This window comes from Micromonospora sp. HM134 (assembly GCF_007833915.1).
Classification (GTDB): domain Bacteria; phylum Actinomycetota; class Actinomycetes; order Mycobacteriales; family Micromonosporaceae; genus Micromonospora; species Micromonospora wenchangensis.
The window spans coordinates 645,511-661,402 of the sequence record NZ_CP041061.1 but is presented as its reverse complement, the minus strand read 5'-3'; the positions used below and the strand labels follow the sequence as shown (position 1 = coordinate 661,402).

The window sequence follows — 15,892 nt, the reverse complement described above, 5'->3', positions numbered from 1 at the left end:
TCCGTCGGCACCCGGCGACGTCCGACCTCGTTGCCCCTTGCCTGTCGGGCCTGACCGCCGTAGCCGAGTCTTCACCCCGGACAACGGGGAACGTCGCGACAGGCCAACATTCGTCTATGCGACTCGGTATCCGACAACACCTTCACGGCCGTCTCCGCTCACCGTGGTGGGAGCGGTCCATCGGGGCGCTCGGCGTGGTGCTGCTCGCCGACAGCTTCCTCCCCTGGTACCGGTTGAGCTGGACGGTCAGCCGGTACGGCAGCGGACAGCAGACCCATCACGTCAACACGGCCACGGCGTGGCACAGCTCATCGGCCTGGTCGCTGGCCGTGCTCCTCGGCGTCATCGCGGCGGCCGGTCAGGTGACCTGTGGCGTCTACGCCAACAGGTGGCCGACGCTGTCGGTGCGGCTGCGCTGGCTGCTCCTGCTCACCGCGACGACGGGTCTGCTCGTGGCAACCGTCTCCTGGTTGGCGATCCCGTCAGTGGACGCGGCGAGCGGGTACGGCTCCGTCGCCGCCGAACAGATCGCGGGCGGGGTCAGGTTCGGCGACATCGTGCGTGACCATCTCTCCGCCAGGGAGACGAATGTGGCCTGGGGCTTCTACCTCGCGGTGTTCATCATGATGGCTCTGGTGCTGCTCATGCTCCTGGACGTTGTCCGGCGGGCCGACCGCCATGCTGCCGCCATCGCCGGATAGGGCAGGGACTGCGCCGCACGGCTGGGGCCGCAGGGTGACAGAAGGCTATCGGCGTGCCGATCTTGACCGGTTGGGTGGTGTGGGGGCCGGGGGATGGTCGCTGTGCCGTCGGCGCCGGCACCTCCTGCACGTGGTCGAGCAGGAGGATATCCACAGGCCAGAGGGATCGGCGGCTGATCTTGGAGGTGCCCCCGGCAGGATTCGAACCTGCGACACACGGTTTAGGAAACCGATGCTCTATCCCCTGAGCTACGAGGGCGCGAGCGCCTAGTCTAGCGACCTGCGGGTTCACCCGGGGTGGCAGGGAGTGGCCCACGTCCACCCACAGCGCCAGGACCCGTGTTCGCCCAGCCCAGGACCACAGCCCGAGCACACGAACCCCCGTTTGCGACCACGAGCGGCTGCGGTGGCCCGCGTCGGCACCGGGTGACCCGGGTTGGCATCCGCTGGCGAGCACACGGCGCGCACATCATCGAAGATCAGCGATGTCCCATCTGCATACCCACCTTCGGCAGTCGCCACCGGACGAGCGCGGAGCGCTCACCCCCGCCGCCATATCGACTACGACGGCCTCCATCGAGCGCCCGATAATGCCGATATGACCCAATAACCTGACCGACACCCCATCCACATCCTGGCCGCGTACCTGGCGCTCGCGGCTCTGCCGATGAGCGGATGCCACCGGTCTCGACCCTGAGGAACGCAGGATTGATCCTCCAGATTGACGGGCTGATGACCGACATCCTCGAACCACTGCCTATGGCCGCCCGCTTTGGATTCAACGCAGGTCGGGCCCGCCCTCCACGGCGAGTTCGTCGAGCACGCTGAACCCGTCGTCGACCATGTCGTCCGAGTCCTCGATAACGAAGGCTTCGATCGGCTCCTCATCCAGTAGCTGAGGGTACTTCTCCAGCAGGAACCGGCGCTGATAGGCCATTCCGGCGGTATCGACGATCTCCTCCAGAGTGGTCCAGTTGAGGGCACCACCGACCAGGATTCCGGCTACCGGCACGACCTTGCCGAGGCCCTTCTTGGTGAGATTCAGGCCGACTGCTTCCGCGAACCGCCCAGCGATACGGGCGACGATCGATTCGTTCAAGACCTTCCACGTCTTACCGCGGACGAGTGCCTGGGTGAGGCGCGAGATGTCAGCGAAGGCGGCGTTCTTTGCGCTCATGGACGCGGCCGTCCCGGCGTTGACGACGGACAGCACGAAGAGCTTCTCGGCTGGTTCTTCGGGGTCGTAGCCGTACAGCAGCGAGACATGGCCGACCGCGCGGGAAGCGAGCCCGATGACAATGGCGGCGTCGCCAGCGAAAGCACTGACGATGGCAGCTCCACCCGGTGCTGCCGCCGCACCGCCGGAGACTGTGGTAGCCAACTCGCCTCCCGAGATCACCAGCCCCGCACCCATCCCCGAGACTGCGGCAGTGGCTGGGTAGTACCAACTCAAAGCCCGCCCGCGGACTGCGTGGACCTGCTCGAGGTCGAGGCGCCGCAGGTCGGAGAGCTTGGTGACGTCGTGCCCGCGCTTCTGGTGAAGCTCCACCACCCGCTTGGGCGAGAGCCCCACTCGCGATATCTTCGCCACCGTTTGCTGCATCGAACCGACAGCGCTGCCACTCCAGTCCGCCGCACTGCCGGGAAGGACGCCTGCGGCTTTACGCGCCCCAGTACCGATGGCGCTCGCACCCTTGGCGACGATGCCGCGTCCCCGCGACACGACTGACTGGGCTGCCGGGTGGTTGTCCAGGTACGTCGTCGCACGCCGACCCAGTGCCGCAGCGCCGTTCGACACGCCCTCGCCGGCGTTGCGCAATGCGGCCGACAGCGGCCGGCCCTTGAACCGCTGGATGTCTCGCCACGCCGAAATCTCGTACTCCGAGGGTTCTGCCATGTCGCCCAGGCTAGTGCCCCGAACCGCCGCTCAAGAACGGGTAAGCGGCGGATTTGGCGTTGGCCCGATTGGCCGCAACCAAACGTCAGAGCGCTATGTGAACGCCCGCATGGACGGTCATCAGCCCTCCCGAGCAAGCATCAACGGACTGGATTCCAGAGACAGCGGCACGGTGCCAGGGTCAAGGTGGACGTGCGCTCCGGGCGGAGCGGTCGAATCGGACAGTGCCAGACACCACCGCGCGAGATCCCGCAGCCCGGTCGAGTCACGAGTACCTCTACTGTGCCGTCTCGGACTATGACCACGATGGATCCTCCCTCAGTCGGAGCGACAACACCTCGCTGGGAGTCGTAACCAGGGACGGATAGCGTCACCTCATTCACCGGTAAATTCTCACCCAGGCCGACCGAGATTGCGTTGGCATTCGTCGCTGAACGCGCCCGGCGGCCAGCCGGCGGTGCGTTCCCATGGACGCTCAGTCCACGGATTGTCGTCGCGGTCGGCCGTCAGCCTGGGAAACCTGCCTCGTACGGGTTTCGGCGTCAGATCAGCCGGAGTTCCGAGCGGTGTACCGGGTCCGGAGGGCCCATCGATAGCGAAGGGAGCCCCGGTTGCGGCGATATGCGCCTCGAGCGGGAGGCCGCAAAACCAGTCAATGCGGGCGTTGTGCCGGTCGGGTGCCAACTCGACGAGGCCGTCAGGGTCATCTTGGACGCGCTGCATGGTTTGCCGCCCGCGCGACAGGATCCAGTCTCGCGCAGCGAGGAAGTCTTCATCATCGATGGAGCCGAGCAGAAGTATCGCCGCGTCTCGGACCCGTCCCCACCGAGCGGTAGTGGGCCAGTTCCGCCTCCAATACCGCGCCCGCTCGACGGGACGACGCCACATAGTGGCCGACATCAGGAAGAAGCAACACCTTGGGCGCCACGCCGAGAGACGTCAACTCCTCGGCGAGTTCCCGCACATCATCGGCTTCGGCCACCTCGTCGGCGGTGCCGTGAATGAGCAGCACCGGCCGTTGGATCTCGGCGGCACGGACCGCACCGGCGCCCCCGCGTAACCGCATCGCGTGCGCCCGCTGGAACCGGGGCACCGTCCGCGCCCACCGGTCAGGATCCACGATCGCCGACACGGCGGTGGCGGCGGCGAACGGGCCGTCCTGTGCCACCGCGTGCAACGCCGTGTATCCGCCGGCGCTGGCACCGCGGATGAACACCTGCCCCGGCAACGCCCGCCCCGCCGATAGCAGGTGAACCGCCACAGCAGCGCAGTCGTCGACGTCGTCTAGGCCCCACCGTCCGTAGAGCGACTCCCGGAACGTCCGGCCGTACCCGGTGCTACCCAGGTAGTCGACGTCAACGACGGCGAACCCACGACTGGTGAAGAACTGCGCCTGCCAGTCCAGGCGCAGCAGACACGAGGCGGTAGGCCCGGGATGCGCGCGAACGATCACCGGTGCGAGCCAGTCCGCAGTCGAGTTCGTCGGCGCGTACACCAGGGCAATGACCTCCCGGCCACCGGCCACCCGTACGCGGAGCTCCGTCGGCGTCGATACCCGCACGCCGTCGAGCGCGGCATGCTCCGGGCTGGCGAGCACCTCCACCTGAGGGGGATCGATATTAGCCACGTCTACGAGCGCGACCTGCGGGGCTGCGGTCGGCGACGAACCGATCAACGCCACCCTCGTCCCCCGGGGGGCGAGGTACGGCTTGATCGACGTGTACGGCAGGTCGACCGGACAGACAGTGCCGTCGGGCTCGATGACGACAAGGCGGTGTCGCGGCCCCTCCTGCACAACCGCGACGATCCGACCGTCGTCGAGGAAGCCGTACGACGCGTAGCCCAACTCCCAGGGCTCCGCAGCGCATTCACCCGCGATCGGTGCCACCGCCTCCACCGTGAGGCCGTCCCACCGGTAGAGGTTCCACCAACCACTACGGTCCGACACGAAGTACAACGCTCCGTCGGGTCCCCATCGCGGCTCCACCGCCGATTCCCCCGGACCACCGGCCAGCTTCACGGGATTCTCGACCTCACCGTGCGGCGAATAGGCGGCGGTCCACACCTCGCAGGCATCCCACGGCATGTCGTGCTCGCTCCAAGCGGTCCAAGCCAACCGACCCGGGCCTGGCCGAGGCGCGCCGAGAAACGCCGGGGACGAGACCAGAGTCCGCATCCGCGGAGCGCCGGTGAGGGGCACCGCCACGAGCTGGTCACCCTGCTCCGACTCCCGCACGGCCAGCAACTCGCCGTCACCGATCGTCAGATCACCGAAGCACCCGTGACCGACCAATTCGAGTTCGTCGCCATCCAGGCGCCTCCGGTAAAGGCGTTCTCCGCCGACGCACCACAACGTTCCCTCGGCGACAACGAACGATCCGCCCCCGTACGCATGCACTCCGCTGCCGACATCGAAGTTCTTCGGACTGACATCATCCTTGCCATCGCTTGCCCGCCAGCCCGTCACCGTCGTCCCCTGCTCCGCGTCGGGGCGGGTCTCCAACCAATACACGCCATCGTCACCGGCACGTAGCTGGTCGTAGCTCACCGACGCGCGGACGGCGTCATCGACCGACACTTCAGCGGTCATGCCCGCCACCCTCACATGTCCTCCTCGAACAACTCCCAGCAGGCCGGACTACAGCCGGCTCGCCAACCGGTCCGGGCATCGCCAAGGCCGGCGGCTGGTCTCGGCCCTCAGTCGCCACCTACCACTGCCGTCGCAGCGTTGACCGCATCGACGATGGCTTGCCCCAGCGGAGTGTTCTGAGTGAGTCGGGCAGTGAGGGTGCCGAGGAAGTGGTCACCTGCGCCGGTGGTATCGGTGGCGTGGACCTGTGGTGCGGGGACCAGCCGGGTGTGTTCGTCGGTGCTGTAGGCAGCACCGCGAGCGCCTGCGGTTATCACGGCTGCCCGTGGTCCCAGCCCACGAAGTTCCTGAGCCGCGGTCGTCGGATCGGCATGGTGACGGCCGAGGATCGCGGCGGCCTCGTGTTCGTTGCAGACGAAGAGGTCGAGGGCGGTGAGCACGGCTGACCCGAGCGCGGGCTGCGGTACGAGGTTGCCGATGAGTGTCTCGGCCCGGTGGTGCTGGAGAACGGCGTCGACGGCGTCGGGTGGAAGGTCGAGTTGGGTGAGCACGGTTGGTGCGTGCAGCCGCCGTAGCGCTTCGCGCACCTGGTCGGCGGTGAGTTCCGTGGCGGGAGACAGTGCGAGGACGATGTGGTTCTCGGCGTCGGGGGTGACTTCCACGATCGCCACGCCGGTCGGCGCCGATGGTATGAGCTGGAAGTACGACACGTCGACGCCCGCCTCGGTGAGGGCGCGTCGCAGGAAGGTGCCCCATTCGTCGGTGCCGGCGTTGGCGACCAGGGTGGTCCGGGCACCTGCGCCGGCAGCGGCCCTGGCCTGGTTGAGGCTCTTGCCGCCGGCTGTGGTGGTAGCGGATGCCGAGGCGAAGGTCGTACGGCCAGGCTGTGGCCGTCGGGGGATCCGGACGGTGATGTCGATGTTGGCGCGGCCGACGACGATCACCTGCGGTGGCGATGGGGACGTCTCGTCGGGCTGGTGGTGGTCGCCAGCTTCGGGAGTAGCCGATGACAGTTTTCCGCTTGCCGGCTTCAGGAATTGCTCGAAGGTTTGGTCAGATCGTCGAGCGCGTTCTCGATCGCCACAGCCAAGCTCGGGTTGCGGCCGCCGGTCCGGATTCCCTTGAGCGCTGCGGTGGCGGTTGCCGTCAGGCTGGGGTCGTCGAACGCCAGGATGTCCATGAGATCGATGCAGGAGTAGAGGTCGGCTTCCGAGGAGGATTCCGTCTGGAGCACCGCGACGTAGTGCCGGAAGCCGCCCGCTACCGCCTGCCGGATCTCGGCGACGTCGACCGCGCCGATCTGTTCGTGTGCTGGTCCGGTGATTTCGGCAGCTCCGATGAGTGACAGGAGATCAAGGGCTACGCTGCGCCCGGCCGGCGTCATCTCGGGCAGCGTCGCGACCAGGACGGTGGCGACTGGCGTACAGCCCTCACAAGGACCGGCCACGGACAGGAGAATGCGCTCGATCCACTTACCGAGCCGTACCGCTTCCTTCGTATCTGGGGCCGCTACGAGCCCGCGTACGGCATGCGGCAAAATCTCGGCGTAGCCCTGGTACGTCTGGATCCGAGACCAGTCGAAGCGGCCGAGCTCATCATCGATACCCCCCACGGGACGATCCTGCCACTGTAAACGTATGAACAGCGCCAGATACCTCGTCCGGAGTTGCGTATACCGGAAGGCGAACTGGGCACCCAAGCATCCGTCTGGCGGGTGAGGATGAGCTGCAGGCGGTTGTCTCCAGGTACGAGGCGACGCGGGCGCAGGCGTTGACCGAGCGGGACGAGCAGCTGCGGGCGTTTCACGCCGCCGGCTGGCGGCCGGTGGATCTGCAGCGCGTCACCGGGTACAGCCGGGAGACGATCCGTCAGGCGCTCCGACCGGAGGTCCGCCGAGCGACCAACCTCAGCCGGCGCCGGACATCACCCCAGCCGCCAGCGGACTACCGGCCCTACGGAGACCGGAAGCCCTACGTCGTGGCCGAAACCCTTGCCGCGCTGCACGGCCCGACCGACGGCGCGGTGACGCTTCCGCGTCACCTCGACTGGTCCGGGCACGCCGAGTACGACCTGAACCGGCCCGCGCGCCTGGCCAGCATGTACAAGGTGGTACTCACCGAAGCCAGCACGGTCGAGGATCTGCACATCTGGCTCAAAGCCGACCTCCTCCGGCGGCTCTGGCCCACCACCCTCTGGCTGCCACCCCAGCTCCGCCAACGCTGGGAGGAAGCCTTCCCCGAGCTCGCCGCGACCCACAACAACGCGACGTAGCCGTGGGCCCCTTCCACGAACCGGCTCGACCCGCGTGGCCCGCAGATCGAACACCAAATTGACCGCGTATCGAACACGCCTCGTGCCGCAGATCGAAAGCCAATGTCCTCGCAGATCGAAAATGCTGCCATTATGATGATGCCGTGCCCACACCGCAGCTGATCCCCCGCCGCGCCGCCGCGCAGGTCGACGCTGCTCTGGCGGACACCCGCGTCGTCTTGATCAGCGGAGCGCGCCAAGCAGGCAAGAGCACCCTGGTTCGCCTCGTGGCCGGGGATCGTCTGGCCGAGCGCCGCGATCTTGATCGGGCGCAGGACCGGGCGGCGGCGATCGCCGACCCGGTCGGGTTCGTGGACTCCTCCGAACTCCTGGTCATCGACGAGATCCAGCGCGCTCCGGAACTACTGCTGGCCATCAAGGCAGCAGTCGACGAGGACCCTCGTCCGGGCCGGTACCTGCTCACCGGCTCGTCACGGTTGTTCGGCATGGTTGCCGCCCCGGACGCGTTGCCCGGCCGGATGGAGACCGTGGAACTCTGGCCGTTCTCCCAGGGAGAACTCGACGCTGAGCCGGACGGATTCATCGACGCCGTCTTCACGCTCGGTCCGGACCTGCGACACGAGTCGGAGGTGACCCGCGCCGACTATGCGGCCAGGATAGTGCGCGGCGGCCTACCCGAGGCCACCACCCGTACCGACCCGCGCCGCCGCCAACGGTTCCTCGACGCCTATGTCCAGGCGCTCATCGACCGCGACGTCCGGCAGCTGTCCGACATCCAGCACAAGGGCGAGCTACGCAAACTGGTACGCCTGCTTGCGGCCAGGTCCGCGACCATCATCGCCGCCAACTCCCTCGAATCCGCCCTCGGGCTCAGTCGACCGACGATCGCCCGCTACCTCCAGGCCCTGGAAGAGATCTTCCTGATCAAGCGGATCCCGGGCTGGTCCCGCAACCTGGGCACCCGGGCCACCGCCGCGTCGAAACTGATCTTCGTCGACTCGGGCATCGCCGCCAACGAGATCGCGACCGACGCCCGGGCACTGCTCCGGCCGGGCGCACCGTTCGGCCCGCTGCTCGAATCATTTGTCCTGTCCGAGCTGTCCCGGCAGCTCACCTGGTCCGAGCAGTTCGTCGACCTGTCCCACTACCGCGACCAGAGCAGGTACGAAGTCGACGCGGTGCTCGAGAACCGAGCTGGTCAGGTGGTCGGGATCGAAGTCAAGGCAGCCACCACCGTCGGACCCGACGACTTCCGCGGGCTACGCCGGCTCGCCGAACGCCTCGGCAATGACTTCGTCGCCGGCATCGTCCTCTACACCGGAACCTCCACGCTGCCGTTCGGCGACAGACTCCGCGCCATGCCGGTCAGTACCCTGTGGCAGGCTCCCGCCCCGACAGCAGACTGACCTCGCTCCCAGGCCGCTCCTCAGCCGTTCATGGCCACCGACGACCGAAGCGCTGGTCAGCTGATCTTCGGCAAGGGACCGCAGCGAGCCCGCGAAGCGACCGGCACACAACGGGGACGATAGGAAATCCGCAGGTCATCGGCCTGTGGACACCGGCGGATGCCAGCCCAGGGGCACACCCCGAGCACACGAACCCCGGCTCACGACCGATGCTCGCCCGGGTCGGTACCGGCTGGACAGCACACACCGCCCACGCGGGACGATGCCGCATCGACGCGGCGGCTAGTCCCGTACATGCAGGTTGAAGCCCCTGCGGCCAGGAGCCTCCAGGCCCTCTTTCAGCCGTAGTGACGGGATCTCGTAGTCACCGGAGTTCTGACGCCGGAACGCGATGGGCGCGGTCGTCTCCAGCGTCAGCAACCGCTCCTTCCACCTTTTCGCGGCGTCCTCGAACTCGCCGTCGGAGATCCGGTCGGCGCCGTACAGCACGAACGGCGGCAGCACCTCCATGCCCGGGTAGTAGAGGATCCCGTGGTGGATCGGGAACAACAGATCCTCGATCGGGCCGTTGATCCCGCGGTCGGTGTAGTGCGACTGCGGGCCGCCAACGGTCACCGAGAGGATCGCCCGCCGGCCGAGCAGCGTCCCCTCGCCGTAACGCTCGCCGTAGCGGGTCTCGTCGTGCACGCCGACGCCGTAGGCGAAGTGGAAAGCGAACACCCGGTCCACCCAGCCTTTGAGGATGGCCGGCATCGTGTACCACCACATCGGGAACTGGAAGATCACCGTGTCGGCCCAGAGCAGTTTCTCCTGCTCGGCCGTCACGTCGGGGGTGAGCGCGCCGGCGTCGTACGCACCGCCCGAACCCGGTATCACCCGCAGCGGGCTGGTGGCGTACCCGCCGAAGTCGGCCGCGTCCACGACGGCCTTCCAGTTCATCGCGTACAGGTCACTCACCCGCACCTCGTGACCGGCGGCCTCAAGGGTGGACACCGCGACATCCTTCAGCGAGCCGTTCAGCGAACGCGGCTCCGGATGGGCGTACACGATGAGCGTCTTCATGGCTGGTCCCTTCGCCGACGTCTGTCGCCACCCATGCTCGGCGGCCGGGAGGGCGCCGTTCAGGGGCGCGCGTTCCGTCGGACCGGACTTCCTGGTACTGGCGGGACCACCCGCACGCGTGTCGCCGGAGCGATACTTCAGGCCATGGACGATCTCGCGGGCTTCCTGCGTACCCGGCGCTCCCGGGTCGACCCGTCCGCCGCCGGCATCCCGACCGACAGCCGACGCCGCGTCGAGGGGTTGCGTCGCGAAGAGGTCGCCCACCTGTCCGGGGTCAGCGTCGACTACTACGTACGCCTGGAGCAGGGCCGCGCCACCCAACCGTCGGAGCAGGTCCTCGACGCGCTCGCCCGCGTCCTCGGGCTCGACGAAACTGAACGTGGTCATCTGCACCGGCTGGCCCGGCAACGCCGCCGTCGCAGCAGGTCGCCCAGCGGTCGCCCCCGGGCGGAGCTGCTGCGCGTACTCGACCTGATCGTCGACGCCCCCGCCCTGATCATGGACCACCGGATGGACGTGGTCGCCGGCAACCGCCTCGCCGGACTTCTTTACGGCCGCAACCCGACGGGTCTGAACACGGCCCGGCACATCTTCCTCGAGGAAGCCGATCGGGGCCTCTACGCGGACTGGGAGAAATGCACCCTCGACGTGGTCGGGCACCTTCGCCTGGCCGCCGGAAAACACCCTGACGATCCCCGCCTGGCCGCACTCATCGGCGAACTGTCCATGGGCAGCGAACGCTTCCGCCGGCTCTGGGCCCGCGCGGACGTGCGCGCCCGCACACACGGACGCAAGGCCTACCGGCATCCGCTGGTCGGCCTGCTGGAACTGCACCAGGAGAACTTCGCCCTACCCGACGGATCAGGCATGGAACTGATAGTCCTGTCCGCGCCACCGGAAAGCCCCGCCGAAGACGGCCTACGCCTGCTGGCCGCACTCAACGACGACCGGAACCCCACGGGAAGAGGAGCGCGGGTCGCCCATCGGCTGCGGCTGGAGGCTAACCCGCCCGCAGGGTGAGCAGGGTGATCTCGCTCGGCGCGAAGATCCGGAACGGCGGACCCCAGAAGCCGGTCCCCCGGCTCGTGTAGAGCTGGGTCCGGCCGTGCCGGCTGAGGCCCTGCACGACCGGCTGGTCGAGCCGGACGAGGTAGTGGAACGGCCACATCTGGCCGCCGTGGGTGTGCCCGGACAGTTGCAGATCCACGCCGGCCGCGACCGCGTCGTCGATCTGCTTCGGCTGGTGCGCCAGCAGCAGCACGGGCAGCCCCGGGTCGGTGCCGGCGAGCGCCGCGGCGTGGTCGGCGCGGTGACCGGCGACGCCGGACGAGGCGGCGGTCACGTCGTCCACCCCGGCGACGACGAGCCGCGCGCCATCCCGCTCCACCACGAGGTGCCGGTTGTGCAGGGGCTCCCAGCCGAGGGCCCGCATGTGGTCGACCCAGCCCTGCGCCTGGCCGTAGTACTCGTGGTTGCCCGTCACGTACACCCGGGCCAGCCGGGCCTGCACGGCACCCAGCGGTGCCGCCTGCGCCCGGCGCTGGTCGACCGTGCCGTCGGCGATATCGCCGGTGTGGCAGACGATGTCGGGGGCCAGGCCGTTGACCACCTCGATCGTGCGGGCGGACCAGCGGGCCCGGTCGATCGGGCCGTAGTGGGTGTCGGTCAGCAGCACCACCCGGACCCCGTCGAGGCCGGCCCCCAGCCGGTCGACGGTGACGTCCACCCGCCGGACCCGGGGCACCCGCATCGCCTCGGCGTAGCCCCAGACGGCCAGGACGACCGCGACGACGGCCGCACCGGCCGCCACGTACCGGGACCGCGCCGGATCGGCGACGCCCGCCACGGCCAGCGGGAGCCGGGCCACGTTGCCGAGCAGCGTCCAGACGAAGAGGATCCACACCAGGCCGAGCAGGGTGTCCCCGGCGCGGGCCGCCGCGTCCAGCCGCCGGCGGCCGTGCCCGAGATACATCAGAACGGGGAACGCGACAAGCGCGACGACGAACACGGTCGTGCCGGCGGCCTCCACCGGTGCCGGCCACCGCGCCGCCACCGTCAACGTCCACCACGGCAGCCCGAACAGCAACGCCAGGACCGCGATCAGCGTCGCCCCGGACAGCAGCGGTCGCAGCGATCCTCGCGCCGGCCGCACCTGTACCGCATCGCCAGCAGCCATCGTCGTCCTCCCGTCGGGGCCCGTGCAGCATGACACGGTCCGGGCCGGATCGACCACGCCCGCAACCCGGGGACGGCCTACCCGCTTGTCGTCCGGCCCGCGGAGCCGTACCCGGTCGGACGTCGACGTCCAGGGCGGCCACCGGGGGCAGCCGACTGTCGCCCCGGTCGTCAACCCGGCCGCTTGACGACCGGCGTCGGCGCGAACTGCTCGGAGCCGTCGACGATCGCCTGGGACAGCTCGGACAGTCGCCGGTTGCGACTTCGGGCGCCGTCGCGCAGCAACGTGAAGGCCTGCCCCACGTCCACCTGGAGGCGTTCGGCGAGGATTCCCTTAGCCTGCTCGATCAGGACGCGGCTGTTCAGGGCGGTCTGCAACTGCTCGGTGAGCATGTCGCGTCGGTGGATGGCGCGCTGTTGCAGCAGTCCGATGGTGGCCACGTCGGCGAGCGCCTGCCCGATGCGGAGCTTGCCCTCGTCGAGGGCGCCCGGCTGGACCTCGAAGAGGTTCAGCGCGCCGATGACCTCGGAACGCAGGCGCATGGGCAGGGCGTGCACGGCGGCGAAGCCGACCTCGGCCGCTGCGGCGGCGAATCTCGGCCATCGGGCGGTGGTCAGGCTCAGGTCGGCGACCGACACCGGTCGGCCCGTACGGAAGCAGTCGAGGCAGGGCCCCTGGTCGGTCTGAAGCTGGAACAGTTCCAGCAGCCGGGTGCGTTCGGAGGATGCGGCGACCACCTGCAGCGTGTCCCGCTGGTCGGTCAGGAGCAGCCCGGCCGCCGACACACCCAGCAGGTCGACACATCTCTCGGTCAGCACGTGCAGGAACTCGATGACATCGAAGTCGTCGACGAGAGTGTCGGCCATCTCCACGAAAACGTCGGCCAGCTGGGTCTCGGCCATGTCAATCACCCTCATCAGTCAGTGGTTCCACCGGTAGCCCGACGGGACGGTCCGCCCGGCGTCGATCCCCTGTTCACCCATCCCGTTCACCAGGTGTCCCGGCCGGGCCGAGACGCAGGCGCCGGGCGACGACGTCGGTTGCCACGTCCCGCAGCCGTCGGCCCTGGGAGTACGCGTGGGCGCGCAACCGGACGAGCGCCACCGCCGCGGGCACCCCCAGCTGGACCATGACCATGCCGGTCGCCTGGTGCACCTCGGGGTGGTGCAGGCCGGTCCCTCCGGTCCGCTGGTCGTCCCGGTCCACGCCGGGACGCTCCACGCCGTTGAGCAGCACCGCGCAGGCCGTGTCCGCCAGGAGCAGTACGTCGGCCAACTCCTCCGCCGCGAGGTCGTCGGCGCGGGCCCGGTAGAGGTCCAGGACACCGAGGTTGATGCCGCCCACCCGCAGCGGCAGCGCGAACACCGCACCGGCCCCGGCGAGCACCGCGGCCGGTGCGAACAGCGGCCAGCGGGTGCGACACTCCGGCACCGTCAGGTCGGCGACCAGGACGGGTCCACCGGTGGTCGCGTCCACGCACGGCCCCTCACCGAGAGTGAGGCTCAGGTCCTCCAGTTCCAGGGCGGTCCAGTCCGTGGCGTACACCAGTTCACGCGGCGTGGCCTGGAGGATGACGGCGACGGCCGCAGAGTCGACGCCTGCGACCGAGACGGCCACCGCGCAGACATGACCGACAGTGACTGCTCCGCCTCGGGCGGCATCGCCGAGAGCGGTCGACAGCCGCAGCCGGCGATCGGAGGTCGTCGGATCGCCGCGTCCCGGGTTGTCCCTGCCCACTGCTGACTCCGACCCGGTTCGTTCGAAGCGGACACCACGGTGTGGCGCTGAGGCCCCGGCGGAGGCCAAACGATACTCCGGATGACGCCGCCGTGCCGATCGGCGGAGCACCGGACGCGACGGCGACGACCGCCGCCGAGCCGATCGGGGCGTGGAAGCGTACGCTGGCGGTGTCGCTCGGGACCCCGGTGGCTGACAGCCCGCCGCTGGCGGACGCCCCCACCGATCGAGGTCACCGTGTCGGCCACTCACCGCGCCATCCCCACCGGTCAGGTCGCCGGGCCTCCTCGTGTTCCTGGCAGGGCACCCTCCACCGCACGTCGGACTGCGACGGTCTGTCACAGGTCCGCAATCAACCGGACGCGTCGGCGCGCCATCGCGCTCAGACCGGCCAGATGCTCCTCGGAAGGCGGCGGTTCGTGATGACCGCACCCCGGAACGGTCAGGTTCGATTCTTCCCCCACGACGCCCACCGTGACCCGGATGCCCCTCGTCCGGCACCCCTGCGGCCGGCGGTGAGGCGCTCGCGGGTCGGCGGTGTGTGGGTCGCCGCCGTGGTCTTCGCGGTCGTGCTCCTGCTGCTGCTCGTCTTCGTGCTTCAGAACGGACAACGCGCTGAGGTGTCGTTCCTCGGCGCACACGGCACCCTGCCGATGGGGGTGGCACTGCTGCTGGCCGCAGTGTCCGGTGTCCTCCTCGTCGCCCTCCCCGGCACCGCCCGGATCGTGCAACTCAGGATGGTGGGCCGCCGTCGTGTCACGCCGGACCCCGGCACGCCCGGACATCGTGCGACCCCCCGGCCGACGACCGGCGTCCCGCTGCCGCACCGCCCCGAGAACCTGGACGGCTGAGCCGTGTCCGTCCCCACGATCTCCGCGCCGACCGCGTCCGTACCCCGGCTCGTCCTCGCCCTTCCCCACGACCGGGCGGTTCTGGACGGCGGGTGGTGGCCACGGTCCTGGGACCCGGGCACCGAACTCCCCGGCCTGGTTCTCGCCCTGTCCGAACGCCACGGCCGGATCCGGCATCTCATGCTCAACATCCACGCCTGGGAGAGCCGGACCCGCCGGTTGACCGTCGGACCGGACCTGGTCCGGATCGGCTGGTTCGACACCCTCGATCCCGCCCTGCTGGTCGCCACCACCGGCCGCGACCTCCAGGTCGACCTGCTGGTGGTGCCGCCCGCCACCCCGACCGCGGTGGCCGAGTGGGCGATGGCGACCGCCGCCGACCCCGCCAACCGCAGGCGCGCGCCCGACATCCTGGCCGTAGCCCCGGACCGGCCCGGGGCTACGGCGGCGACCGGCTCCGACACGTGCGCGGTGTGGGACAACGAGGGTGGCAGCACCCGGCTGGCCGGTGGGGGTCGGGTTCGCGCCCGCGACGGTGTCGACGCCGCCTGAGTTCCGGGGCTGGACCGGCCGACGGCTGCGGTGCCGGTGGGCTGACCGGCAGGCGCCCGGAGCGGGCTGGGGCGGGCCGTGGCGGGAGCCGCCGGGGAGGTCAGTCGACGCCTCCGACGGTGGGCAGGGCGACCCGTCGTGCGGCGCTGCTCGGCATCCAGTGGTCGGGCACCGGCAGGTCGGCGCGCAGCGTCACGATGTCTTCCATGTTCGTGGCCCGCAGCAACCGCAGGGTGCTCTCCCCGGGGCGGCAGACGACCAGGGTGGAGTCGGCCGCGAGCGCGAGGTGCGCGCGGGCGAGGAAGTTGAGCAGCGTGGAAGAGGCGAAGGTGACCTCGGCCAGGTCCACGACGACCTCGGTCGGCGCGGTGGCCGACAGTCGTGCCACCACGCCTGACAGCGCCGGGTCGGCCTCCATGTCGATCTCACCCGCCAGGCAGACCAGGGCGGGGAGGCGTCGGGGGGAGGTCAGTAGAGTGATGACGAAATGCGCGCCGGACACCTGGGCCATAGCCTCACCTCGGCGTGAACGACCTGGTGCCGGGGGCTCGGGCAACGACCGGTAACAGGCCGTACGGTGATCCTAACGCCCGACGACCCGTGACGCGAACGCTGCCCGATGACCACCGGGCGGACCGGCGGCCCTGCG

At 69.5% G+C, this 15,892-nt stretch carries 16 protein-coding genes and 1 tRNA gene; 6 read left to right on the top strand and 11 right to left on the bottom strand.

Annotation, left to right across the window (positions count from 1 at the left end; all coding sequences use genetic code 11):
- Positions 1-116: 116 nt before the first annotated feature.
- Entirely contained in the window at positions 117-701 is a 585-nt protein-coding gene (locus tag FJK98_RS03350; RefSeq protein ID WP_145917708.1) for a hypothetical protein, read from the top strand.
- Positions 702-887: 186 nt separating this feature from the next.
- Here the strand turns inward: FJK98_RS03350 and FJK98_RS03345 are convergent.
- From FJK98_RS03345 to FJK98_RS03315, 6 genes are all read right to left on the bottom strand, one after another.
- Positions 888-960 (bottom strand) — tRNA-Arg (locus tag FJK98_RS03345).
- Positions 961-1,479: 519 nt separating this feature from the next.
- Entirely contained in the window at positions 1,480-2,598 is a 1,119-nt protein-coding gene (locus FJK98_RS03340; RefSeq protein ID WP_145917707.1) for an EcsC family protein, read from the bottom strand.
- A gap of 393 nt (positions 2,599-2,991) precedes the next feature.
- Positions 2,992-3,486: a DUF4240 domain-containing protein gene (locus FJK98_RS03335; RefSeq protein ID WP_145922544.1), complete on the bottom strand. Its 495-nt coding sequence runs from the start codon at positions 3,484-3,486 to the stop codon at positions 2,992-2,994.
- Entirely contained in the window at positions 3,374-4,555 is a 1,182-nt protein-coding gene (locus FJK98_RS03330) for a prolyl oligopeptidase family serine peptidase (RefSeq protein WP_145922542.1), read from the bottom strand. The genes FJK98_RS03335 and FJK98_RS03330 overlap by 113 nt, the downstream gene beginning before the upstream one ends.
- 740 nt (positions 4,556-5,295) lie before the next feature.
- Positions 5,296-6,132 carry a PfkB family carbohydrate kinase gene (locus FJK98_RS03320; RefSeq protein ID WP_145917706.1) on the bottom strand — a complete coding sequence of 279 codons (837 nt, stop codon included), beginning with the start codon at positions 6,130-6,132 and terminating at the stop codon, positions 5,296-5,298.
- Between the two features lie 86 nt (positions 6,133-6,218).
- Positions 6,219-6,800, bottom strand: coding sequence for a hypothetical protein (locus FJK98_RS03315; RefSeq protein WP_145917705.1), 582 nt, complete (start codon positions 6,798-6,800; stop codon positions 6,219-6,221).
- Between the two features lie 158 nt (positions 6,801-6,958).
- Here FJK98_RS03315 and FJK98_RS03310 point away from each other — a divergent pair, with 158 nt between their 5' ends.
- Both FJK98_RS03310 and FJK98_RS03305 read left to right on the top strand, forming a co-directional pair.
- Positions 6,959-7,459 carry a hypothetical protein gene (locus FJK98_RS03310; protein WP_240762590.1) on the top strand — a complete coding sequence of 167 codons (501 nt, stop codon included), beginning with the start codon at positions 6,959-6,961 and terminating at the stop codon, positions 7,457-7,459.
- 143 nt (positions 7,460-7,602) lie between these two features.
- Positions 7,603-8,865, top strand: a complete 1,263-nt coding sequence (locus tag FJK98_RS03305) for an ATP-binding protein (protein ID WP_145917703.1) — start codon at positions 7,603-7,605, stop codon at positions 8,863-8,865.
- A 282-nt stretch (positions 8,866-9,147) separates the two neighbouring features.
- On the opposite strand, the gene FJK98_RS03300 is transcribed toward FJK98_RS03305, so the two are convergent.
- A complete protein-coding gene (locus FJK98_RS03300) occupies positions 9,148-9,927 on the bottom strand; it encodes an NAD(P)H-dependent oxidoreductase (protein ID WP_145917702.1) in 780 nt (259 codons plus the stop codon).
- A 144-nt stretch (positions 9,928-10,071) separates the two neighbouring features.
- Here FJK98_RS03300 and FJK98_RS03295 point away from each other — a divergent pair, with 144 nt between their 5' ends.
- Entirely contained in the window at positions 10,072-10,947 is an 876-nt protein-coding gene (locus FJK98_RS03295) for a helix-turn-helix transcriptional regulator (RefSeq protein WP_145917701.1), read from the top strand.
- Here the strand turns inward: FJK98_RS03295 and FJK98_RS03290 are convergent.
- The 3 genes from FJK98_RS03290 to FJK98_RS03280 all read right to left on the bottom strand — a co-directional run bounded on the left by FJK98_RS03290 (position 10,928) and on the right by FJK98_RS03280 (position 13,720).
- Positions 10,928-12,103, bottom strand: a complete 1,176-nt coding sequence (locus FJK98_RS03290; RefSeq protein WP_145917700.1) for a metallophosphoesterase — start codon at positions 12,101-12,103, stop codon at positions 10,928-10,930. The two genes, FJK98_RS03295 and FJK98_RS03290, sit on opposite strands and share 20 nt — an antisense overlap.
- Before the next feature lie 170 nt (positions 12,104-12,273).
- The gene (locus tag FJK98_RS03285; RefSeq protein WP_145917699.1) at positions 12,274-13,005 is read right to left on the bottom strand and encodes a GAF and ANTAR domain-containing protein; all 732 of its coding nucleotides are present in this window, start codon (positions 13,003-13,005) and stop codon (positions 12,274-12,276) included.
- 73 nt (positions 13,006-13,078) lie between these two features.
- Positions 13,079-13,720 carry a GAF and ANTAR domain-containing protein gene (locus tag FJK98_RS03280; protein ID WP_145917698.1) on the bottom strand — a complete coding sequence of 214 codons (642 nt, stop codon included), beginning with the start codon at positions 13,718-13,720 and terminating at the stop codon, positions 13,079-13,081.
- A 659-nt stretch (positions 13,721-14,379) separates the two neighbouring features.
- On the opposite strand from FJK98_RS03280, the gene FJK98_RS03275 reads away from it, so the two are divergent.
- The gene (locus FJK98_RS03275; RefSeq protein WP_205789366.1) at positions 14,380-14,691 is read left to right on the top strand and encodes a lipopolysaccharide assembly protein LapA domain-containing protein; all 312 of its coding nucleotides are present in this window, start codon (positions 14,380-14,382) and stop codon (positions 14,689-14,691) included.
- Positions 14,692-14,694: 3 nt separating this feature from the next.
- Positions 14,695-15,243 carry a DUF5994 family protein gene (locus FJK98_RS03270; RefSeq protein ID WP_145917696.1) on the top strand — a complete coding sequence of 183 codons (549 nt, stop codon included), beginning with the start codon at positions 14,695-14,697 and terminating at the stop codon, positions 15,241-15,243.
- A gap of 100 nt (positions 15,244-15,343) precedes the next feature.
- Here FJK98_RS03270 and FJK98_RS03265 read toward each other — a convergent pair whose 3' ends face one another.
- On the bottom strand, positions 15,344-15,754 hold the full coding sequence (locus FJK98_RS03265) for an STAS domain-containing protein (RefSeq protein WP_145917695.1): 411 nt from the start codon (positions 15,752-15,754) through the stop codon (positions 15,344-15,346).
- Between the last annotated feature and the right edge of the window lie 138 nt (positions 15,755-15,892).